The following is a 17758-nucleotide window of genomic DNA, read 5'->3' on the forward strand; positions in this document are numbered from 1 at the left end:
GCCGGCGAACGGTGCGCTGTATGACCGTGGCCCCGGAGTCTTTGGCTCTTCTCGACCCGCTGCTGGACGAAGCGCCCGCACCGGCCCTGTTCGCCGCCGGTGCCGCCGCCCCCGAGCGCACCCTGCTGGACATCCTCGACGAGACCGCCCGGCGTCACCCGGACGCAGCAGCCGTCGACGACGGCACGGCGCCGCTCAGCTACCGGGCACTGCTCGGTGAGGTCGAGGCGCTGCGAGTGCGTCTTGCCGACGCCGGGATAGGCGTCGGCGACCGGGTCGGTGTGCGGGTGCCGTCCGGGACCGCCGATCTTTATGTGTCGATCCTCGCTGTGCTCGCCGCCGGTGCCGCCTACGTCCCCGTCGATGCCGAGGACCCCGACGAGCGCGCCGAGCTGGTCTTCTCCGAGGCCGCGGTCGGCGCCGTCATCGGTGCCGGGCGTCGGATCGAGGCGCTGGGCCCGGCGGGCGGGCGCAAGGACTGCCGGCCCGGACCCGACGACGACGCGTGGATCATCTTCACCTCCGGCTCCACCGGCAGACCCAAGGGCGTCGCCGTCAGCCACCGCAGCGCTGCCGCCTTCGTCGACGCGGAGGCCCGGCTCTTCCTGGCCGGGGAGCCGCTCGGCCCCGGCGACCGCGTCCTGGCGGGGCTCTCCGTGGCCTTCGACGCCTCCTGCGAGGAGATGTGGCTGGCCTGGCGGCACGGGGCGTGCCTGGTGCCCGCTCCCCGCTCGCTGGTACGGACCGGTCTTGACCTCGGTCCCTGGCTGGTCGAGCAGCGCATCACCGTCGTGTCGACGGTTCCCACGCTTGCCGCGCTCTGGCCCACCGAGGCACTGGACGACGTACGTCTGCTGATCTTCGGGGGCGAGGCCTGCCCGCCCGAGCTGGCCGAGCGCATGGCCGTCGAGGGGCGCGAGGTCTGGAACACCTACGGCCCCACCGAGGCCACCGTCGTCGCCTGCGCAGCGCCGCTGACCGGCGAGGGGCCGGTACGGATCGGGCTGCCGCTCGACGGCTGGGAGCTCGCCGTCGTGGACGCCCGTGGCGAGGTCGTGCCGATGGGCGGGACCGGCGAGCTCGTGATCGGTGGCGTCGGCCTCGCCCGCTACCTGGACGAGGGCAAGGACGCGGAGAAGTACGCGCCGCTGCCCGCGCTCGGCTGGGGCCGCGCCTACCGCAGCGGCGACCTGGTCCGGGCCGAGGCGGACGGCCTGCTCTTCGTCGGCCGCGCGGACGAGCAGATCAAGCTCGGCGGCCGACGCATCGAACTCGGTGAGATCGACGCGGCGCTGCAGGCGCTGCCGGGCGTCGCGGGGGCCGCGGCCGCGGTCCGCACGACGGGCGCGGGGCATCAGCTGCTGGTGGGCTATGTGGTGCCGAGCGCACCCGCGTCGGATACGGACAGCCCGGACAGCCCGGACGGCACGGCTTCCGGCGCGGACGGCGCGGACGGCGCGGACGGCACGGCCTCCGGCGCCGTTGCGGCCGATGCCGACGCGACCGCCGCGCCCGGCGAAGACGCCGACGCGTGCGACCTTGTCTGCGACGCGTTGCCCCTCGACACCGTGCCCTTCGATCCCACCGACGCCGTCGCGCGGCTGCGCAAGGAGCTGCCCGCCGCTCTCGTGCCGCTGCTCGCCGTCGTGGACACCCTCCCGACCCGTACCTCGGGCAAGGTGGACCGGGCCGCGCTGCCGTGGCCGCTGCCCGCTCTGGACGCTCCGGCCACCGGTCGGCCCGAGCTCACGCCCACCGAGGCCTGGCTCGCCGAGCAGTGGGCCGGCCTCCTCGGCGCGCCGGTGAGCGGCCCCGACACGGACTTCTTCGCCAGCGGCGGCGGCAGCCTGGCCGCAGCGCAGCTGGTGTCCCGGATCCGGGAGCGGTACGCCACCGGGTCGGTCGGCGACATCTACCAGAACCCGACCCTCGGCGCGCTCGCCCGGACACTGGAGGAGACCTCCACCTCCGGCGCGCCCACCCGCGAGATACGTCCGGTGCCGCGCCGCGCCGGCCTCGCGCAACTGCTGCTCCTGCTGCCGCTGTTCGGCGTGGCCGGGCTGCGTTGGGGCGTGGTCGCGGCCGCCGTCAACAACGTCATCGGCCTTCCCTGGGCGCCCACCGTGTCCTGGTGGTGGATCGCCCTCGGCTGGCTGCTGGTCCTCAGCCCGGCCGGACGGATCGTGATCGCGGCGGGCGGCGCGCGGCTGCTGCTGCGCGGCCTGCGCCCCGGCACATATCCGCGCGGCGGCTCCGTCCATCTGCGGCTGTGGACCGCGGAACGCCTTGCCGACCTGAGCGGCGCGACCAGCCTCGCCGGAGCCTGGCTCACGTACTACGCACGGGCGCTCGGCGTCCGCATCCAAGAGGGCGTCGATCTGCACGCCCTGCCCCCGGTGACGGGCATGCTGCGGCTCGGCAAGGGCTGCGCGGTCGAGCCCGAGGTGGATCTGTCCGGGCACTGGCTCGACGGCGACCGGCTGCACATCGGCGACATCCGGATCGGTGCGGGCGCCACGGTCGGCGCCCGCAGCACGCTCTTCCCCGGCGCGCGGATCGGCAAGCGGGCCGAGATCGCCGCCGGGTCGGGTGTGACCGGGACGGTCCCGGTCGGCGAGCGCTACTCGGGTGTGCCCGCCACACGCAAGGGCAAGGCCAACCGCCGTCTCCCCGAAGGCCGCCCGCCCCGCAGACGCCGCTGGATCGGCGTCTACTCGCTGACCTCACTGCTTCTGGGACTGCTGCCCGCACTCGCGGCGCTGCCGGGGCTGCTGGTGATCGGCCTGTTCCTGCGCGGCCGCACCGGTCTCGGCGATGCCCTGACGGCGGCCCTGACCGCCGTGCCGCTCGCGACGGTTGTCGCCGTGGTCAGCTACGCACTGATCGTCCTCGCCGGAGTGCGGCTGCTCGGCATCGGCCTGCGCGAGGGCTACCACCCCGTTCACGGCCGGATCGCCTGGCAGGCGTGGGCGACCGAGCGGCTGATGGACATGGCCCGGGTACACCTCTTTCCGCTGTACGCGAGCCTGTTCACGCCTGTGTGGCTGCGGGCGCTCGGTATGAAGGTCGGCCGCCGGGTCGAGGCGTCGACCGTGCTGGCGCTGCCCGCGATGACGACGGTCGGCGACGGCGCGTTCCTCGCCGACGACACGATGGTGGCGAGTTACGAACTCGGCGGCGGCTGGCTGCGTATCGCCGAGGCCCGCATCGGCAAGCGGGCCTTCCTCGGCAACTCCGGGATGACCGCCGCGGGCCGCTCCGTCCCCAAGCGCGGCCTGGTCGGCGTGCTGTCGGCGACCCCGAAGCGGGCGAAGGCGGGCAGCTCCTGGCTCGGCATGCCGCCGATGAAGCTGCCCAGGGCGGCCGAGAAGGGCGACCAGAGCCGTACGTTCGACCCGCCGAAGCGGCTGATGTGGGCGCGCGCTGCGGTCGAGCTCTGCCGGATCGTGCCGGTCATGTGCGGTGCGGCGCTCGCCGTGCTCGCGCTGGTGATCTTCGGTCTGCTGGCCGGCCGCATCGGCGTCCTGCTCGCGGTGCTGTCCGGCGGCGCGGTGCTTCTCGCCGGCGGCCTCGCGGCCGGAGTCGTCGCGATCGCCGCCAAGTGGCTGCTGGTGGGCCGATTCCGGGCGGTCGAGCACCCGCTGTGGTCGCCGTTCGTGTGGCGCAACGAGCTCGCCGACACCTTTGTCGAGGTGCTCGCCGTGCCGTGGCTGGTCGGTTCGATCTCCGGTACGCCGCTGATGAATCTGTGGCTGCGCGGTCTCGGCGCCCGCATCGGCGGCGGGGCCTGGTGCGAGACGTACTGGCTGCCGGAGGCCGACCTCGTCACCGTCGGCGGCGGCGCCAGTGTCAATCGGGGGTGTGTTGTGCAGACCCACCTCTTCCATGACCGGATCATGCGTATGGACAATGTCGTACTCGGAGCGGGCGCGACGCTCGGTCCGCACGGCATCGCGCTGCCCGGCGCGGTCATCGGTGACCACGCGGCGGTCGGTCCGGCGTCGCTGGTGATGCGCGGGGAGCGGGTGCCCGCGGGCACCCGCTGGCTGGGCAACCCGATCGCGGCATGGAAGCAGTGACGTACGAGAGCAACAGCACGAAGGACGCACGAGGGTGACGGATTCGTACTTCCCGCAGCACGGCGACAGCGGCTACCGCACCACGGCGTACGACCTGGAGCTGGACTACCGTCCGCACACCGGACGGCTCTCCGGCCGGGCCAGGATCAGCGCCGTCGCCGAACGCCAGCTGCCCGGAGTCGTCCTCGATCTCGGCCCGTTCAGGATCAACCGGGTCCTGGTGGACGGCGGTCGCCCGGCCCGGTACACGCACCGGGACGACAAGCTGCGGGTGCGGCCCGCACGGCCGCTGCGGGCCGGGGCCGCGTTCACCGTCGAGGTGCGCTACACCGGCGTCCCCCGCCCCGTCCGCACCCGCGACTGGGGCGACCTCGGCTGGGAGCAGTTGGAGGAGGGGGCGCTGGTGGCCTCGCAGCCGACCGGCGCGCGGTCCTGGTTCCCGTGCAACGACCGTCCCGACGACAAGGCCCGCTACCGGATCGCGGTGACCGCCCCGACCTCGTACACCGTGGTCGCCAACGGTGCCCTGACCTCCCGTACGATCAGCGCCTCCACCACGACCTGGGTGTACGAGCAGCCCGCGCCGATGGCCAGCTATCTGGCGACCGTCCAGATCGGCCCGTACGAGCTGGTCGATGTCGCGCACGCGGGCAGGGTGCCGCAGCCGGCGGCCGTGCCCCGGAGCCTGCTCGACCGCTTCGAGCACGACTTCGCCCGGCAGCCGCAGATGATGACCGCCTTCACGGACCTCTTCGGCCCCTACCCGTTCGACGACTACGCCGTCGTGGTGGTGGACGAGGAACTGGACGTGCCCGTCGAGGCGCAGGGCCTGTCGATCTTCGGCGCCAACCATGTGGACGGGCGGCGCGGCAGCGAGCGCCTGGTCGCGCACGAGCTCGCCCACCAGTGGTTCGGCAACAGCCTGACCGTCGCCGACTGGCGGGACATATGGCTCAACGAGGGCTTCGCGAAGTACGCGGAGTGGCTCTGGTCCGAGGTCTCCGGAGGACCGTCGGCGGCTGCGCTCGCCGCCAAGTCCCGGGCCCGCCTCGCCCTGATGCGCCAGGACATCCGCCTGGCCGACCCCGGTCTGCGGCGGCTGTTCGACGACCGGGTCTACGAGCGCGGCGGCCTCACGCTGCACGCGCTGCGCACGGTGATCGGGCACGCGGCGTTCGTATCGCTGCTGCGTGAGTGGACCACGACGCACCGGCACGGCGTGGTGTCCACCGAGGAGTTCATCGCGCTGGCGCAGCGGCACTCGGCGCATCCGCTGGCCGGTCTGTTCAGGATGTGGCTGTACGACGAGAAGCTTCCCGCGCTGCCGCAGCCGCGAGGCTGACCGCCACGACGCGTCGCCCCGGGCGCCCGGCTACTCGGCGCGGGCGGCGCGCCACTCCCGTACGACCGCGTCGATGTCGAAGGGCAGGATGCCCAGCGGCGGCCCCGGCGGCGGGCGGCGGATCGCGGCCTCGATCTTCTCGTTGACGTCGGTGAGGATGCGGCGCACCTGGGACTCCGTGCCGGCCCGGCCGGCCGACTCCCGCGCGTCCTCGGCCTCCTTGCGCAGGGCTAGCGCGGGAGGCAGGACCGAGACGCCCTCGCGGTGCATCTTGCCCTTGACCCACCACAATTCGTCGTACGGGGCCGTGTCGTCGGGCAGGGGCTTTCCGAAGCCCGGCAGATTCTTGAAGTCCCCGCGCTCCGAAGCGTCGCGGATCTGCTTGTCGACCCACGATTCGAAGCTGACACCAGGGGGCTTGCGTTCGGTCACGGTCCGCTCCTCCCGTTTCGTCCCTCCATCGTAGGCGGGCGTACAAGGCCGGCGCGGGGCTGTCGTGGAGCGCACGCCGCCGAAACAGGCAGGAGCCCCGTTCCACAGGGGACGGGGCTCCTTGGTACTGCTAAGTCGTGCGCGATCGCCGACCCTGGCTGACTAGGCCGGGGTGACGTTCTCCGCCTGCGGGCCCTTCGGGCCCTGAGTGACGTCGAAGTTCACGACCTGGTTCTCCTCGAGAGAGCGGAAACCAGACGCGTTGATCGCGGAGTAGTGGACGAAGACATCCGGGCCGCCGCCGTCCTGGGCGATGAAGCCGAAGCCCTTTTCAGCGTTGAACCACTTGACGGTTCCGGTAGCCATAAGCCCTCCTTGGGCCAAAGGGTTGCCCTGCTCCAGAACCTGCAAGAAGTCTGAAAACTACAAAAGCCTGCGGGTTACATGCTCCGCAGGCTCTGTACTGCAAGGGAAACCAAACTGCAACTTGCGTCGAGCCTAGCACGCAGCGTGTGCGCAGCGGTAGAGGGAAAGATCACGTCACCCGGACGTTTGAAGCGATCTTGATTCTGCTGACGAAACGCCGATGAACCGCAGCTCGGAGGGGGCGCGCACCGCCCCGGCGCCGCCCGCCGCACGCCACAGGTCTAGCCTCACGATGTGGACAGTCTTGGAGAAAGCCCGGCAACCGACCGCCCTCGGATCCGGCCCCGCGTCGGACACATCCAGTTCCTGAACTGCATGCCCCTCTACTGGGGGCTGGCGCGTACGGGAACTCTCCTCGATCTCGAGCTGACCAAGGACACCCCGGAAAAGCTCAGTGAGCGGCTGGTGCGCGGCGAACTCGACATCGCGCCGATCACACTCGTCGAATTCCTGCGCAATGCCGACCAGCTTGTCGCCTTCCCTGATCTCGCGGTCGGCTGTGACGGTCCCGTGATGTCCTGCGTGATCGTCTCCCAGGTGCCGCTGGAGCACCTGGACGGGGCGCGGGTCGCGCTCGGCTCCACCTCGCGTACGTCGGTACGGCTGGCCCAGCTGCTGCTGGCCGAGCAGTACAAGGTGACGCCGGAGTACTACACGTGCCCGCCCGATCTCGGCCTGATGATGCAGGAGGCGGAGGCGGCCGTGCTGATCGGGGACGCCGCGCTGCGCGCCTCGCTGCACGACGCGCCCCGGCTCGGTCTCACGGTCCACGATCTTGGGCTGATGTGGAAGGACTGGACCGGGCTGCCCTTCGTCTTCGCGGTGTGGGCGGCGCGCAAGGAGTATCTGGCGCGCGAGCCGGCGGTCGTACGGGAGGTGCACGAGGCCTTCCTCGCCTCGCGGGACCTCTCGCTCCAGGAGGTCGTCAAGATCGCCGAACAGGCGGCGCGCTGGGAGGCCTTCGACGCGCAGCTCCTGGAGCGCTACTTCCGGACGCTGGATTTCCGCTTCGGCGCCGAGCAGCTCGCCGGCGTACGGGAGTTCGCGCGGCGGACCGGTCCCACGACGGGGTTTCCCGCGGACGTGGCGGTCGAGCTGCTCGGCGGCCGGTAGGGACAGCCGGGGCGCCACCGGGGGGCCGGTGGCGGCTAGGACGAAGGGATGGGGGCCTGCATGTGCTCGCTGATCCACTGGATGGATCCGTCCCCCATGCCCTTCACATAGGTCTTGGCGTTGTGCTCGCCGTCCTGGATCAGCTGGAGGCGGGTCTTGACCGGCCCCTTGCCGTAGTCGCGGATGAAGCGCTTGACGCGCTTCACCCCCGACTCCTTGGTGCCGATCTGGAAGGCCAGATAGACGTCGTTGTCCTTGGTGTCGGGTTTGGCGGACAGCGCCTTGGCGAGCTTCTCCGGGTTGTTGGCCTGGCGCTGCGTCTCGTGGCTGGCCCAGAGCGGCGAGTCCGGGACGGTGTCCGGGCCCGAGGCGATCACGGCCTTGAACTTGCCCGGGTGCTGCAGCACGGACTTGAGGCCCACGAACGCACCGGACGAGGAGCCCATGAAGGCCCAGCCGTCGCGGGACTTGAAGGTGCGGAAGTTGGCCCTCACGAAGTCGGGGACGTCCTCGGTCATCCAGGTGCCCATCCGAGGCCGGCCGGGGATGTCGCTGCCGTCGTAGTAGTACTTGGCGTCCGGGTTCAGCACCGGCATGACCACGACGAACGGCAGGCTCTTGCCCTCCTTCGACCACTTGCTGATGCTGCTCTGCAGCTTGAGGTCGGTGCCCATCCAGTAGTTCTTCGGGTAGCCGTTGCCGCCGGGGAGGGCGATCAGGACGGGGAAGCCGCTGTTCGCGTACGCGGGGTCGAAGTACTCCTTCGGGGCCCAGACCCAGACCTTGCCCCGGAAGCCGGACTTCTTGCCGTCCAGCGTGGTGACGCCGATCTTGGTGCCGTCGTCGAGGCTGTTCTGGGTGGTGAAGGACGCCTTGGGGCCGGTGGGCATCAGCGTCTTCGCCGCGGCTTCTTCCGACCCCGCGTTGTTCCCCTTGCGGCCCCCGGATGCGCCGGGCTGCCCGGCGGGTGCCTGGGCGGTGGGGTCGAAGGAGACCGGGTCGCCCTCGTCCGAGCAGCCCGCGACGAGCGCGACAGAGCCGAGGGCGACGGCGGCTATGAGGGCCTTGGGCAGGCGTTTCATGGGGACTCCGAGCGGTGTTTTCGGACAACCGGTGTGATTTACGCCCAGAGAGATGGCGCCGGGCCCGGTTCGGTTGGCTCCGCGGCGCCAGGAATCCTCGTGAAGCCGGACACGACGCCCCTAGGCTGAGGGCCGTAGCAGGTAGGGCAATCGGGGGAGTACAAATGCAGCCGCTGGATCCGGGCGAGCCGCAGAGCATCGGTGCGTACCGGCTGCTCGGCAGGCTGGGTGCGGGCGGGATGGGACGCGTCTATCTCGGGCGCAGCGCCGGGGGCCGCACGGTCGCGGTGAAGGTCGTCCATCCGCATTTCGCGCTGGACGAGGAGTTCCGGGCGCGGTTCCGGCGCGAGGTGGCCGCGGCGCGGCGGGTCGGCGGCCAGTGGACGGCGCAGGTGCTCGACGCGGACCCGGAGGCGACAGTGCCGTGGGTGGCCACCGGGTATGTCGCCGGTCCCGCGCTGTCCCAGGCGGTCGCCGGGCACGGTCCGCTGCCCGCGGCCTCGGTACGGGTGCTGGGCGCGGGCCTCGCGGAGGCGCTTGCGGCCGTGCACGGCCTCGATCTGGTGCACCGGGATGTGAAGCCGTCCAATGTGATGCTCACGCTGGACGGTCCGCGGCTGATCGACTTCGGGATCGCCCGGGCCACCGACGGCACGGCCTCGCTCACCTCCACCGGAGTCTCGGTCGGCTCGCCCGGCTATATGTCGCCGGAGCAGATCCTCGGCAAGGGCGTCACGGGCGCGGCGGACATCTTCTCGCTGGGCGCGGTGCTCGCGTACGCGGCGACGGGCGAGGCTCCCTTCCCGGGCGACTCATCGGCGGCGCTGCTCTACAAGGTGGTGCACGAGGAGCCCGAACTGGGTTCCCTGGAGGGCGATCTGCGGGAGCTCGTCGCGCACTGTCTGGCGAAGGACCCGGCGGCGCGGCCCGCGCCCGCGCAGATCGCCGAGAGGCTGGCCCCCGGCGGCGCGGCCGCGCTGGTCGGCTCCGGCTGGCTGCCCGGCCCGCTGGTCGAAGAGGTCAGCCGGTCGGCGGTCAGGCTGCTGGACCTGGAGCCCTCGGACGAGCCGGTCGCGGACGCCGTCTCGGGCCCGGTCGCCTTCAGCAGCCCGGCGATAGGTACCTTCGGGCCGCCCGTCGAGCCGGTGGAACCGCCGCGGGACGCGCGGCCGCACACACCGGAGCGGCCCGCGGAACAGCCGCCGGGCCGCGGCCGCCGGAAGGTGAGCTGCACGGTGACCCTGACCGTCGCGGCGGCACTGGCCGCGGTCACGGTCGGCGGTGGCTTGCTGTTCGACCTGTGGCCGTCGCACGGTTCGGACGGCGACGCGGGAGACGTGGCGGCGCACCCGCCGGCGGCCGAGAGCACGGTGCTGAACGAGGTGCCCAAGGCCTTCGTCGGCACCTGGAAGGGCCCGTTCGACGTCGAGTTCGCCGGCAGCAAGATCGCGGCCGGGACCTTCTCGGTCGTCGTCGGCCCCGGTAAGGCGGGCGCAAAGGTGGGCACCGTCACCCAGTTCGACGCCCTGGGGAACTTCGCCTGCGAGGACAGACTCGTGCTGCGCAGCGCGACCGCGACGCAGCTTGTCGCCGACGGCACGTCCAGCGGCAAGGACGGCAACCACTGCACGCCGGGCACGCACTCGGTGAAGTTGAAGCTCAACGGGGCCCGGCTCGAGTACACCTCCGAGGAGCCACGCGCGGGCAACCCGCATGCGCTCCTCGACCGGGCGCAGTGACCGGCTCGCAGGCCGTCGAGGCGGCTGGCGTAGGCTGGACCGGCCCGCAGATGCTCTGAAAAACCGCCGAAAGGTGACGCCCGGTGACCGAGAAGGCCGACCTTCAGTCCGTGCTGGACCGTGCTGCCGAGGGTGGTCGGATCACTCCCGAGGAGGCGCTGGAGCTCTACCGCGGCGCGCCGCTGCACGCGCTCGGCGCCGCGGCGGACGCCGTGCGGCGACGGCGTTACGCGGGGACCGAACACATCGCGACGTACATCATCGAGCGCAACATCAACTACACCAATGTGTGCGTCACGGCCTGCAAGTTCTGCGCCTTCTACGCCCCGCCCAAGGACACCGCCAAGGGCTGGACCCGCGACCTCGACGACATCCTGCGGCGCTGCGCCGAGACCGTTGAACTGGGCGGCACCCAGATCATGTTCCAGGGCGGGCACCACCCGGACTACGGCGTCGAGTACTACGAGGAGCACTTCGCCGCGATCAAGAAGGCGTATCCGCAGCTCGTCATCCACTCCCTCGGCGCGTCCGAGGTCGAGCACATGGCCCGGATCTCCAAGGTGTCGGTCGAGGAGGCGATCTCGCGCATTCACGCCGCCGGTCTCGACTCCTTCGCGGGCGCCGGCGCCGAGTTGCTGCCCGAGCGGCCGCGCACGGCGATCGCCCCGCTCAAGGAGTCCGGCGAGCGGTGGCTGGAGATCATGGAGACCGCGCACGGGCTGGGCGTCGAGTCGACGTCCACGATGCTGATGGGCACCGGCGAGACCAACGCCGAGCGGATCGAGCATCTGCGGATGATCCGTGAGGTGCAGGACCGGACGGGCGGCTTCCGGGCCTTCATCCCGTACACGTACCAGCCCGAGAACAACCACCTCAAGGGCCAGACGCAGGCCACCATCTTCGAGTACCTGCGCATGATCGCGATCGCCCGGCTCTTCTTCGACAACATCGCGCACATCCAGGGCTCGTGGCTGACCACGGGCAAGGAGATCGGCCAGCTGACGCTGCACTACGGGGCGGACGACCTGGGCTCGATCATGCTGGAGGAGAACGTCGTCTCGTCGGCCGGTGCGAAGCACCGCTCGAACCTGATCGAGATGATCGACATGATCCGCAAGGCGGACCGGGTTCCGGCCCAGCGGACGACGACGTACGAGCACATCGTGGTGCACGACGACCCGGCGGACGACCCGGTCGACGAGCGCGTGGCCTCGCACATCTCGTCGACGGCGATCGCGGGCGGCACGGCGCATCCCGAGCTGAAGCTGCTCGCCTCCAACTGAGGCCTCGATGCTGACACTTCACCGGGTGCGCGGAGTGCGGCTCGCCGCCGACGATCCGCGCGCCGCGGAGACCGACCTCGGGCATGCCGTCGTCGTCGAGGGTGCGCGGTTCGCCGCGATCGGGCCGTACGAGGAGCTGTTCGCGGCGTACGGGGACCGGGCCAGGATCCGGGAGTGGGACGGGATTCTCACCCCCGGGCGGTACGAACCGGACGCGGTCGCCCTGTTGGAGTCCACGTACTGGCCCGACCCGCGGGAGGCCGGCGAGCTGGGCAACGAACCGCTCACCGGGGACGCTCTCGCCGCGCTCGGGATGACCGACGCCCGGTGGGGCGCGAGCGCCCGGCGCGGGGTGCAGCGACTGCTGGCGGCCGGGACCACCGTGCTCGCGGGTCCCTTCACCCGCCCCGCGGTCCGGGCGGCCGTCGAGCGCTCCGGCATCCGGTACTACCCGCAAGCTCCCACCGGGCCCCGGCCCAGGGTCCTGGTCCCGACCGGCGCCGCCGACTTCGCGGTGTTCGCGGACGACGGGCGCTGCCTGGTCACCGCCCTCGACGGACGCCTGGTGTTCCGGCGTCAATAGCGCGGCGGCCGTCCATCACTTCGGGTGACGGTACCGTCGTAACCAGGACCGCGCTCCGTACGTGCGTCCACACTCGCGTCCATGGGAGCAGTCATGGCTAGTACCGGTCGAACCGAGCGGGCCACCGAGGACAACTGGATGTTCCCGCCCGCAGAGGGCTGGACCGTTGACCAAGTGAATGACTTGGAGCTGCCCTTCGACTGGGACCTCGTGGACGGAGTGATCGTGGCCCGTGGGCAGACGACGATGGTGCATGACGTGGTCCGGGGAAATGTGTGCGATGCCCTCCGAGCCGCTGCTCCCGACGGCTTCCGAGCGGAGGTTGAACGCTGCGTGCAGCTGAACGAGACCACGGCCATCAAGCCCGATGTCGTCGTCTACGACAAGCGTGGGCTCGACCTGTTCACTGTGCGCTGCACGCCCGCAGGCAAGGTGACACTCGTGGTGGAGGTCATGTCGCCCGGCTCCAAGGGCCAGGACCGGATTTCCAAGCCTGCCCAGTTCGCCGAGGCGAAGGTGCCCTGTTTCTGGCGCGTCGAGCTGGAGCGGGATCGGAAGCTTGCTGTGCACGAGTACTGGCTGAACCGGGATACCCGCTCCTACTTTCCGGCACCCATGCATCCCGTGCATCGGGACAAGCTCAGCACCGAGCTCCCGTTCTCCGTCGAGCTCGACCTGGCCGCCCTGCTCGAACCCTGACCGTGCCGGAGGGGCACAATGGGGTGCGTGACCCGAGCAACCCTGGACAAGCAGCCGCACGAAGTCGCCTCGATGTTCGACGACGTGGCGGCGAACTACGACCTCACCAACGATGTGCTCTCCCTCGGTCAGGACCGGCGGTGGCGCAAGGAGGTCGCCAAGGCTGTGGACGCGCGCCCGGCGCAGAAGATCCTGGATCTGGCCGCGGGCACCGGCACGTCCTCGCTGCCGTTCACCGCCGCCGGCGCGTACGTCGTGCCCTGCGACTTCTCGCTCGGCATGCTGCGCGAGGGCAAGAAGCGCAACCCGTGGCTGCCGCTCACCGCGGGGGACGCGACACGGCTCCCCTTCCGCGACGGGGTCTTCGACGCCGTGACGATCTCCTTCGGGCTGCGCAATGTGCAGGACACGGGCGCGGCGCTGCGCGAGCTGTACCGGGTGACCAAGCCGGGTGGGCGGGTCGTGATCTGTGAGTTCTCGCAGCCGACCTGGACGCCGTTCCGCACGGTCTACACCGAGTACCTCATGCGCGCGCTGCCGCCGGTGGCGCGGGCCGTCTCGTCCAACCCCGACGCGTACGTCTATCTCGCCGAGTCCATCCGCGCCTGGCCCGACCAGGCCGGTCTGGCGAAGCGGCTCCAGCAGGCCGGCTGGACCAAGGTCGCCTGGCGGAATCTGTCCGGCGGCATCGTCGCACTGCACCGCGGCACCAAGCCCCAGTAAGGCCATGGAGCAGCTGGACTACCAGGCCGTCCTGGAACAGGTCGCTCAGGACGTCGCACCGCAGATCGGCAGTGGCACGCCCGCCGCGTACATTCCGGCACTCGCCTCCGTCGACCCGAACCGCTTCGGCATGGCCATAGCCGATGTGGACGGCAAGGTGTACGGAGCCGGGGACTGGCAGCACCCCTTCTCGACGCAGTCGATCACCAAGGTCTTCACGCTCGCGCTGGCGCTTGCCGAGGGCGGCGACAGCCTCTGGGAGCGTGTCGGCCGGGAGCCCTCCGGCAATCCCTTCAACTCGCTGGTGCAGCTGGAGTACGAGAACGGGATTCCGCGAAATCCCTTCATCAACGCAGGCGCGCTCGTCGTCACCGACTCGCTGCAGACCCTGACCGGCGACGCGAGCAGCGAACTCCTGGAATTCCTGCGACAGGAGAGCGGCAACCCGGAGCTGGCCTTCGACGCGGAGGTCGCCGAGTCCGAATCCGCCTTCGGTGACCGAAATGCCGCGCTGGCCCACTTCATGGCCTCGTACGGCAATATCGCCAATCCGGTCCCCACGCTCCTCGACCACTACTTCTGGCAGTGCTCGATCGAGATGAGCTGCGCGGACCTGACCCTGGCGGCCCGCTTTCTGGCCCGCCACGGGCTGCGGGCCGACGGCTCCCGCCTGCTGACGCGCAGCGAGGCCAAGCAGATCAATGCGGTGATGCTCACCTGCGGTACGTACGACGCGGCGGGCGAGTTCGCCTATCGGGTCGGACTGCCGGGCAAGAGCGGCGTGGGCGGCGGGATCGTCGCGGTCGTGCCAGGGCACTGCACGCTGTGTGTCTGGAGCCCGGGCCTGGACGAGCGCGGCAACTCGGTGACGGGCGTCGCGGCGCTGGACCGCTTCACGACGCTGACCGGTCTTTCCGTCTTCTAGCGCGTCCCGCGCGGGCGTGGGCCCGCTCCCCGGCGGGATCCTGAAGTCACCCTGCGAAGCCGTGAGTTGACGGGAACCGGCGGACGGGCAAGATGAGTCAGTTGTTTACGACTCTTGTTTACGGCTTGCTTATCCGCCCTGTTCCTGTCCCCGCTCGTCCCCCGGAGTCTCGCCATGGCCTCGTACTGCCCGCACTGCGGCAACCCATCCCCGGATGAGGCTCGCTTCTGCATGAAGTGCGGGCGCGAGCGCTTGCCCGACGCCGCTGCGGCCCCGCCGCCACCGGCGCTGCCGCCGGCTCTGCCGGCCGCACCCGTGTATGGGCCGGGGCCCGCGCAGTTCTCGCCCGTCGGGGCCTTCTTCGGCCGGGTGTTCCGCGGCGACTGGCTGTCCTCGGCGAAGGCGGCCGCCTGGCCGAGTGGACTGCTGCTCGCGCTCGCGGTGGCGCTCGCCATCCCCTCGTACGGTCAGGACGACGAGGTCGTCGTCGGCTGGAGCGACCGGCTGCGGATCGCGCTCGCGATGCTGCTGCAGGCGCTCGGCGGCGGCTTCGAGGTGAAGGCGACGGCCGGCTCGTCGCCGTTCGGCTCGGACTCGGGCTCCGGCTCCTCCGGCGGGATCTTCGGCGACGGCGGCTACCCCGACACCTCGGGCGGTGGGAGCTCGGACGCGATCGTGCAGGGCGGGGCCTCGCTCTCCCTGGTACCGCTGACGATGACCCTGCTGTGGATCGGCGCGGTCTGCCTGGGCGCGCGGATGCTGCGTACGCGCGGTGCGGGACTGGAAGCTGCGGTACGGCTCTCGCTGCTGGTCACCGGCGTGGTGCTGGTCCTCGGGCTGTTCGCGCAGCCCGAGGTCGCGGGGGTCGAGGTCTCCTCGTCCCCGCTGCTCGCGGCGCTCGGTGCGCTGGGCATCTCGCTCGCGGTGAGCTGCGGGGTGCTCCAGCGCGACGACCTCGCCGCATGGCTCGCGCAGCGGCCCGCGGCCCGGTCGGCGGTGCGCGCCCTCGGTACGTCGGTCCGCGCGCTCGGCGCGGTGGTGGCGCTCTGCTCCCTGGTCGGCTTCGTCGTGTACGCGAACGCGGACGACGTGGACGGCACGGCCCTGCTGATCGCGCTGCCGATCCTGCCCAACATCGGATTCGCGGTGCTCGGGCTGAGCTGGGGTGTGCCGGTCGAGTTCGCCGTCCAGGGGCAGTTCAGCATGGTCGGCTCCAGCACGGAGCGCGGCAGTTTCGGGCTCGGCGAGATCAAGGACGTGTGGGGCGGCGGGGCGGTTGCCGGGCTGCTGGCCCTCGGTGCGGTCTGCGCGCTGACGCTGGGCGTCTGGGCGGCGCGCCGCTCGGCGGACCGCCGCGAACAGCTGCTGGCCGGAGGCTTCTCGCTGGGGCTCATCCTGCTGTTCATGGGCGTCAGCGGGGTCGGCGGAGACCTCGCGGGCGGGATGGAGGGCTGGGGCGGCCGGGGCACATCGGAATTCGCCCCGAGTGTCCCGGACGCGCTGCTGTTCGGCCTGCTGTGGGTGGGCGCGGCGACGTTCCTGGGCCCGTACGTACTGAAACTGACGGGCCGGCAGCCGACGGCTGCTCCCGCGGTACCGCCGTACGCCCCGGGCACCTCAGTCGCGCCGTACGCCCCGGGCACGCCGGTCGCGCCGTACGCGCCGCCTGGCGCCCAGCCCCTGGCGGCCCCGGGCTTCCCCGCGGCCCCGGCCGCTCCCGCGACGCCCGGCGCTGCGGCGGACCCGGGCGCCGCTGGAGCTCCGGCTCCTCCGGCCACACAGGTGGACGCGGCTGCTTCGGCCGCTCCCGCGACGCCCGTCGCCCCCGCGGCCCCCGCCGCCCCGGTTACCGTGACCGACCCGGCTGCTTCCGCCGCCCCCGCGGGCCCGGGCGGTCCGCCCGCCGGCGTCGTACCGCCGTACGCCGCCCAGACCCACGCGGCCGGTGCGTACGACCCGCACGCCGTCCATCTCGCCGCGGCGGCCCCGGCGGCCCCCGCCCTCGCGGCCGAGCGCAAGCGCAAGGTCCTCGTCTGGACCGCCACCCTCACCGTCGCGTTCCTCATCGGCGGGGGAGCGACGGCCGGCGCGCTGATCATGCGGAAGGACAACGACGGGACGGACCACTCGCAGAACCAGCACCAGAACCAGAACAAGCCCCCCGCCGCCTCGCCCTCCGAGTCCCCGAAGACGGACCCGGAGCCGAGCCAGGACCCCGGCCCGCAGCAGTCGCCGATCCCGTCGGCCTCGCCGACGCAGTCGACGGGCACCGGCACCCTCCCCGCGGGTTTCGTGCTGAAGCAGGACCCCGCCGGGTTCAGCGTCGGCGTCATGGACGGCTGGAGCCGCCGCCAGACCGGCAGCCAGATCTTCTACGAGGCCCCGACCGGCGGCGAATACCTCCAGATCGGCATCGTCAAGAACACGCCGATGTCCTCGTACGAGAACTTCCTCGGACTGGAGCAGAAGCACTTGGGGACCCCGGAGACCCAGTACGAGCGCAGTCAGCTGATCCAGAACACCTATCAGGGACGGCCGGGCGCGCTCTGGGAGTTCACCCACATCCCCGAGCCGGACGAGGGCACCCTCAAGCGGCACGTCATCGACCAGGCGTTCGTCGCCGCGGACGGCACGGAGTACGCGATCCTCGCCGCCGGCCGCGCCGAACTCTGGGACGCGAACAAGGACGTGGTGTTCTCGACCGCGCTCAACACGTTCAAAGCGGGCTGAGCTCCAGACGGAAGCAGTACCCCTTCCGCCGCGACTGCGGTGTTGTGAAGGTCTCCGCGAGTTCCATCCCCAGCCGCCGGGTCACCGCGATGGAGCGCTCATTGAGGGCGTCCACCATCGCCACCACCCGCTCCACCCCCGCCGCCCGTACCCGCTCCAGCGTGGTGCGGGCGGCGGCCGTCGCGTACCCCTTGCCCCACGCGGACCGCGCCAGCCGCCAGCCGATCTCGATCTCGCCGACCGGGCCGAAGCCCTCGTGCGGCCAGGGCTGCGCCCCGGTGAAGCCGACGACCTCGCCGTCCTCGTCGAGCATGGTCCAGAAGCAGAAGCCGCGTTCGGCGTCGTGTCTGCGCTGCCGGGCGGTCAGCTCCTCGTAGACCGACAGCTCGGCCGGCCTGCCGCCGTGGAACTCCATGACTTCCGGGTCGGCGAAGACACGGTGCCAGGCCAGGGCGTCCTCGTCGGTGGGCACACGCAGCTGTACGGCGGGGAGCGGCCTGCTCATAGGGGGTAACCCTTCAGTTTGTGGATCAGTGCGCACCCATAGACTGCACATGTCCTGTGCCATTCGGTACGCAATATCGAGTCTTCGGGAGAACCCG

General features: G+C 71.4%; 14 protein-coding genes and 1 pseudogene. 11 read left to right on the plus strand and 4 right to left on the minus strand.

Going from position 1 to position 17758, the window contains the following annotated elements:
- Positions 1 to 20: 20 nt before the first annotated feature.
- Together ACQEVG_RS22525 and ACQEVG_RS22530 are read left to right on the plus strand one after the other, a co-directional pair.
- Complete coding sequence (locus ACQEVG_RS22525; protein WP_432986772.1) at positions 21 to 4079, plus strand: Pls/PosA family non-ribosomal peptide synthetase; 4059 nt, start codon at positions 21 to 23, stop codon at positions 4077 to 4079.
- A 34-nt stretch (positions 4080 to 4113) separates the two neighbouring features.
- Positions 4114 to 5421 (plus strand): M1 family metallopeptidase, encoded by a 1308-nt coding sequence (locus tag ACQEVG_RS22530; RefSeq protein WP_432986774.1) that lies wholly within the window; start codon positions 4114 to 4116, stop codon positions 5419 to 5421.
- A gap of 30 nt (positions 5422 to 5451) precedes the next feature.
- Here ACQEVG_RS22530 and ACQEVG_RS22535 read toward each other — a convergent pair whose 3' ends face one another.
- Together ACQEVG_RS22535 and ACQEVG_RS22540 are read right to left on the minus strand one after the other, a co-directional pair.
- On the minus strand, positions 5452 to 5853 hold the full coding sequence (locus ACQEVG_RS22535; RefSeq protein ID WP_432986776.1) for a DUF1992 domain-containing protein: 402 nt from the start codon (positions 5851 to 5853) through the stop codon (positions 5452 to 5454).
- A 162-nt stretch (positions 5854 to 6015) separates the two neighbouring features.
- Positions 6016 to 6219 carry a cold-shock protein gene (locus tag ACQEVG_RS22540; RefSeq protein WP_003967102.1) on the minus strand — a complete coding sequence of 68 codons (204 nt, stop codon included), beginning with the start codon at positions 6217 to 6219 and terminating at the stop codon, positions 6016 to 6018.
- Between the two features lie 294 nt (positions 6220 to 6513).
- Between ACQEVG_RS22540 and ACQEVG_RS22545 the strand changes: the two genes are divergently transcribed.
- The gene (locus tag ACQEVG_RS22545; RefSeq protein ID WP_432986779.1) at positions 6514 to 7392 is read left to right on the plus strand and encodes a menaquinone biosynthetic enzyme MqnA/MqnD family protein; all 879 of its coding nucleotides are present in this window, start codon (positions 6514 to 6516) and stop codon (positions 7390 to 7392) included.
- Positions 7393 to 7427: 35 nt separating this feature from the next.
- On the opposite strand, the gene ACQEVG_RS22550 is transcribed toward ACQEVG_RS22545, so the two are convergent.
- Positions 7428 to 8474 (minus strand): alpha/beta hydrolase, encoded by a 1047-nt coding sequence (locus ACQEVG_RS22550; protein ID WP_432986781.1) that lies wholly within the window; start codon positions 8472 to 8474, stop codon positions 7428 to 7430.
- A gap of 164 nt (positions 8475 to 8638) precedes the next feature.
- Here ACQEVG_RS22550 and ACQEVG_RS22555 point away from each other — a divergent pair, with 164 nt between their 5' ends.
- The 8 genes and pseudogenes from ACQEVG_RS22555 (at position 8639) to ACQEVG_RS22590 (ending at position 17156) form a co-directional block, all read left to right on the plus strand.
- Positions 8639 to 10213, plus strand: a complete 1575-nt coding sequence (locus ACQEVG_RS22555; RefSeq protein WP_432986783.1) for a serine/threonine-protein kinase — start codon at positions 8639 to 8641, stop codon at positions 10211 to 10213.
- 83 nt (positions 10214 to 10296) lie between these two features.
- Entirely contained in the window at positions 10297 to 11496 is a 1200-nt protein-coding gene (gene mqnC, locus ACQEVG_RS22560) for a cyclic dehypoxanthinyl futalosine synthase (protein ID WP_432986785.1), read from the plus strand.
- Positions 11497 to 11503: 7 nt separating this feature from the next.
- On the plus strand, positions 11504 to 12079 hold the full coding sequence (locus ACQEVG_RS22565) for a hypothetical protein (RefSeq protein ID WP_432986787.1): 576 nt from the start codon (positions 11504 to 11506) through the stop codon (positions 12077 to 12079).
- Positions 12080 to 12172: 93 nt separating this feature from the next.
- The gene (locus tag ACQEVG_RS22570) at positions 12173 to 12778 is read left to right on the plus strand and encodes a Uma2 family endonuclease (protein WP_432986789.1); all 606 of its coding nucleotides are present in this window, start codon (positions 12173 to 12175) and stop codon (positions 12776 to 12778) included.
- Positions 12779 to 12805: 27 nt separating this feature from the next.
- A complete protein-coding gene (locus ACQEVG_RS22575; protein WP_432986791.1) occupies positions 12806 to 13501 on the plus strand; it encodes a demethylmenaquinone methyltransferase in 696 nt (231 codons plus the stop codon).
- Positions 13502 to 13514: 13 nt separating this feature from the next.
- Positions 13515 to 14426 (plus strand): glutaminase, encoded by a 912-nt coding sequence (locus ACQEVG_RS22580; protein ID WP_432992808.1) that lies wholly within the window; start codon positions 13515 to 13517, stop codon positions 14424 to 14426.
- 174 nt (positions 14427 to 14600) lie between these two features.
- A pseudogene (locus ACQEVG_RS22585) lies at positions 14601 to 14669 on the plus strand (zinc-ribbon domain-containing protein); the annotation flags it as partial.
- 9 nt (positions 14670 to 14678) lie between these two features.
- Positions 14679 to 17156, plus strand: coding sequence for a hypothetical protein (locus ACQEVG_RS22590; RefSeq protein WP_432993204.1), 2478 nt, complete (start codon positions 14679 to 14681; stop codon positions 17154 to 17156).
- On the opposite strand, the gene ACQEVG_RS22595 is transcribed toward ACQEVG_RS22590, so the two are convergent.
- Entirely contained in the window at positions 17143 to 17661 is a 519-nt protein-coding gene (locus ACQEVG_RS22595; RefSeq protein ID WP_432986793.1) for a GNAT family N-acetyltransferase, read from the minus strand. The two genes, ACQEVG_RS22590 and ACQEVG_RS22595, sit on opposite strands and share 14 nt — an antisense overlap.
- Positions 17662 to 17758: the final 97 nt, after the last annotated feature.

Source organism: Streptomyces sp. CA-135486, assembly GCF_050936555.1.
In the GTDB taxonomy this organism is placed as follows: domain Bacteria; phylum Actinomycetota; class Actinomycetes; order Streptomycetales; family Streptomycetaceae; genus Streptomyces.

Excerpts from the sequence above, each read along its gene's own strand:
- ACQEVG_RS22570 (WP_432986789.1), top strand. The coding sequence starts at position 12,173 with ATGGCTAGTACCGGTCGAACCGAGCGGGCCACCGAGGACAACTGGATG.
- ACQEVG_RS22565 (WP_432986787.1), top strand. The coding sequence starts at position 11,504 with ATGCTGACACTTCACCGGGTGCGCGGAGTGCGGCTCGCCGCCGACGAT.
- ACQEVG_RS22540 (WP_003967102.1), bottom strand. The coding sequence starts at position 6,219 with ATGGCTACCGGAACCGTCAAGTGGTTCAACGCTGAAAAGGGCTTCGGC.
- ACQEVG_RS22525 (WP_432986772.1), top strand. The coding sequence starts at position 21 with ATGACCGTGGCCCCGGAGTCTTTGGCTCTTCTCGACCCGCTGCTGGAC.
- ACQEVG_RS22555 (WP_432986783.1), top strand. The coding sequence starts at position 8,639 with ATGCAGCCGCTGGATCCGGGCGAGCCGCAGAGCATCGGTGCGTACCGG.
- ACQEVG_RS22550 (WP_432986781.1), bottom strand. The coding sequence starts at position 8,474 with ATGAAACGCCTGCCCAAGGCCCTCATAGCCGCCGTCGCCCTCGGCTCT.
- ACQEVG_RS22595 (WP_432986793.1), bottom strand. The coding sequence starts at position 17,661 with ATGAGCAGGCCGCTCCCCGCCGTACAGCTGCGTGTGCCCACCGACGAG.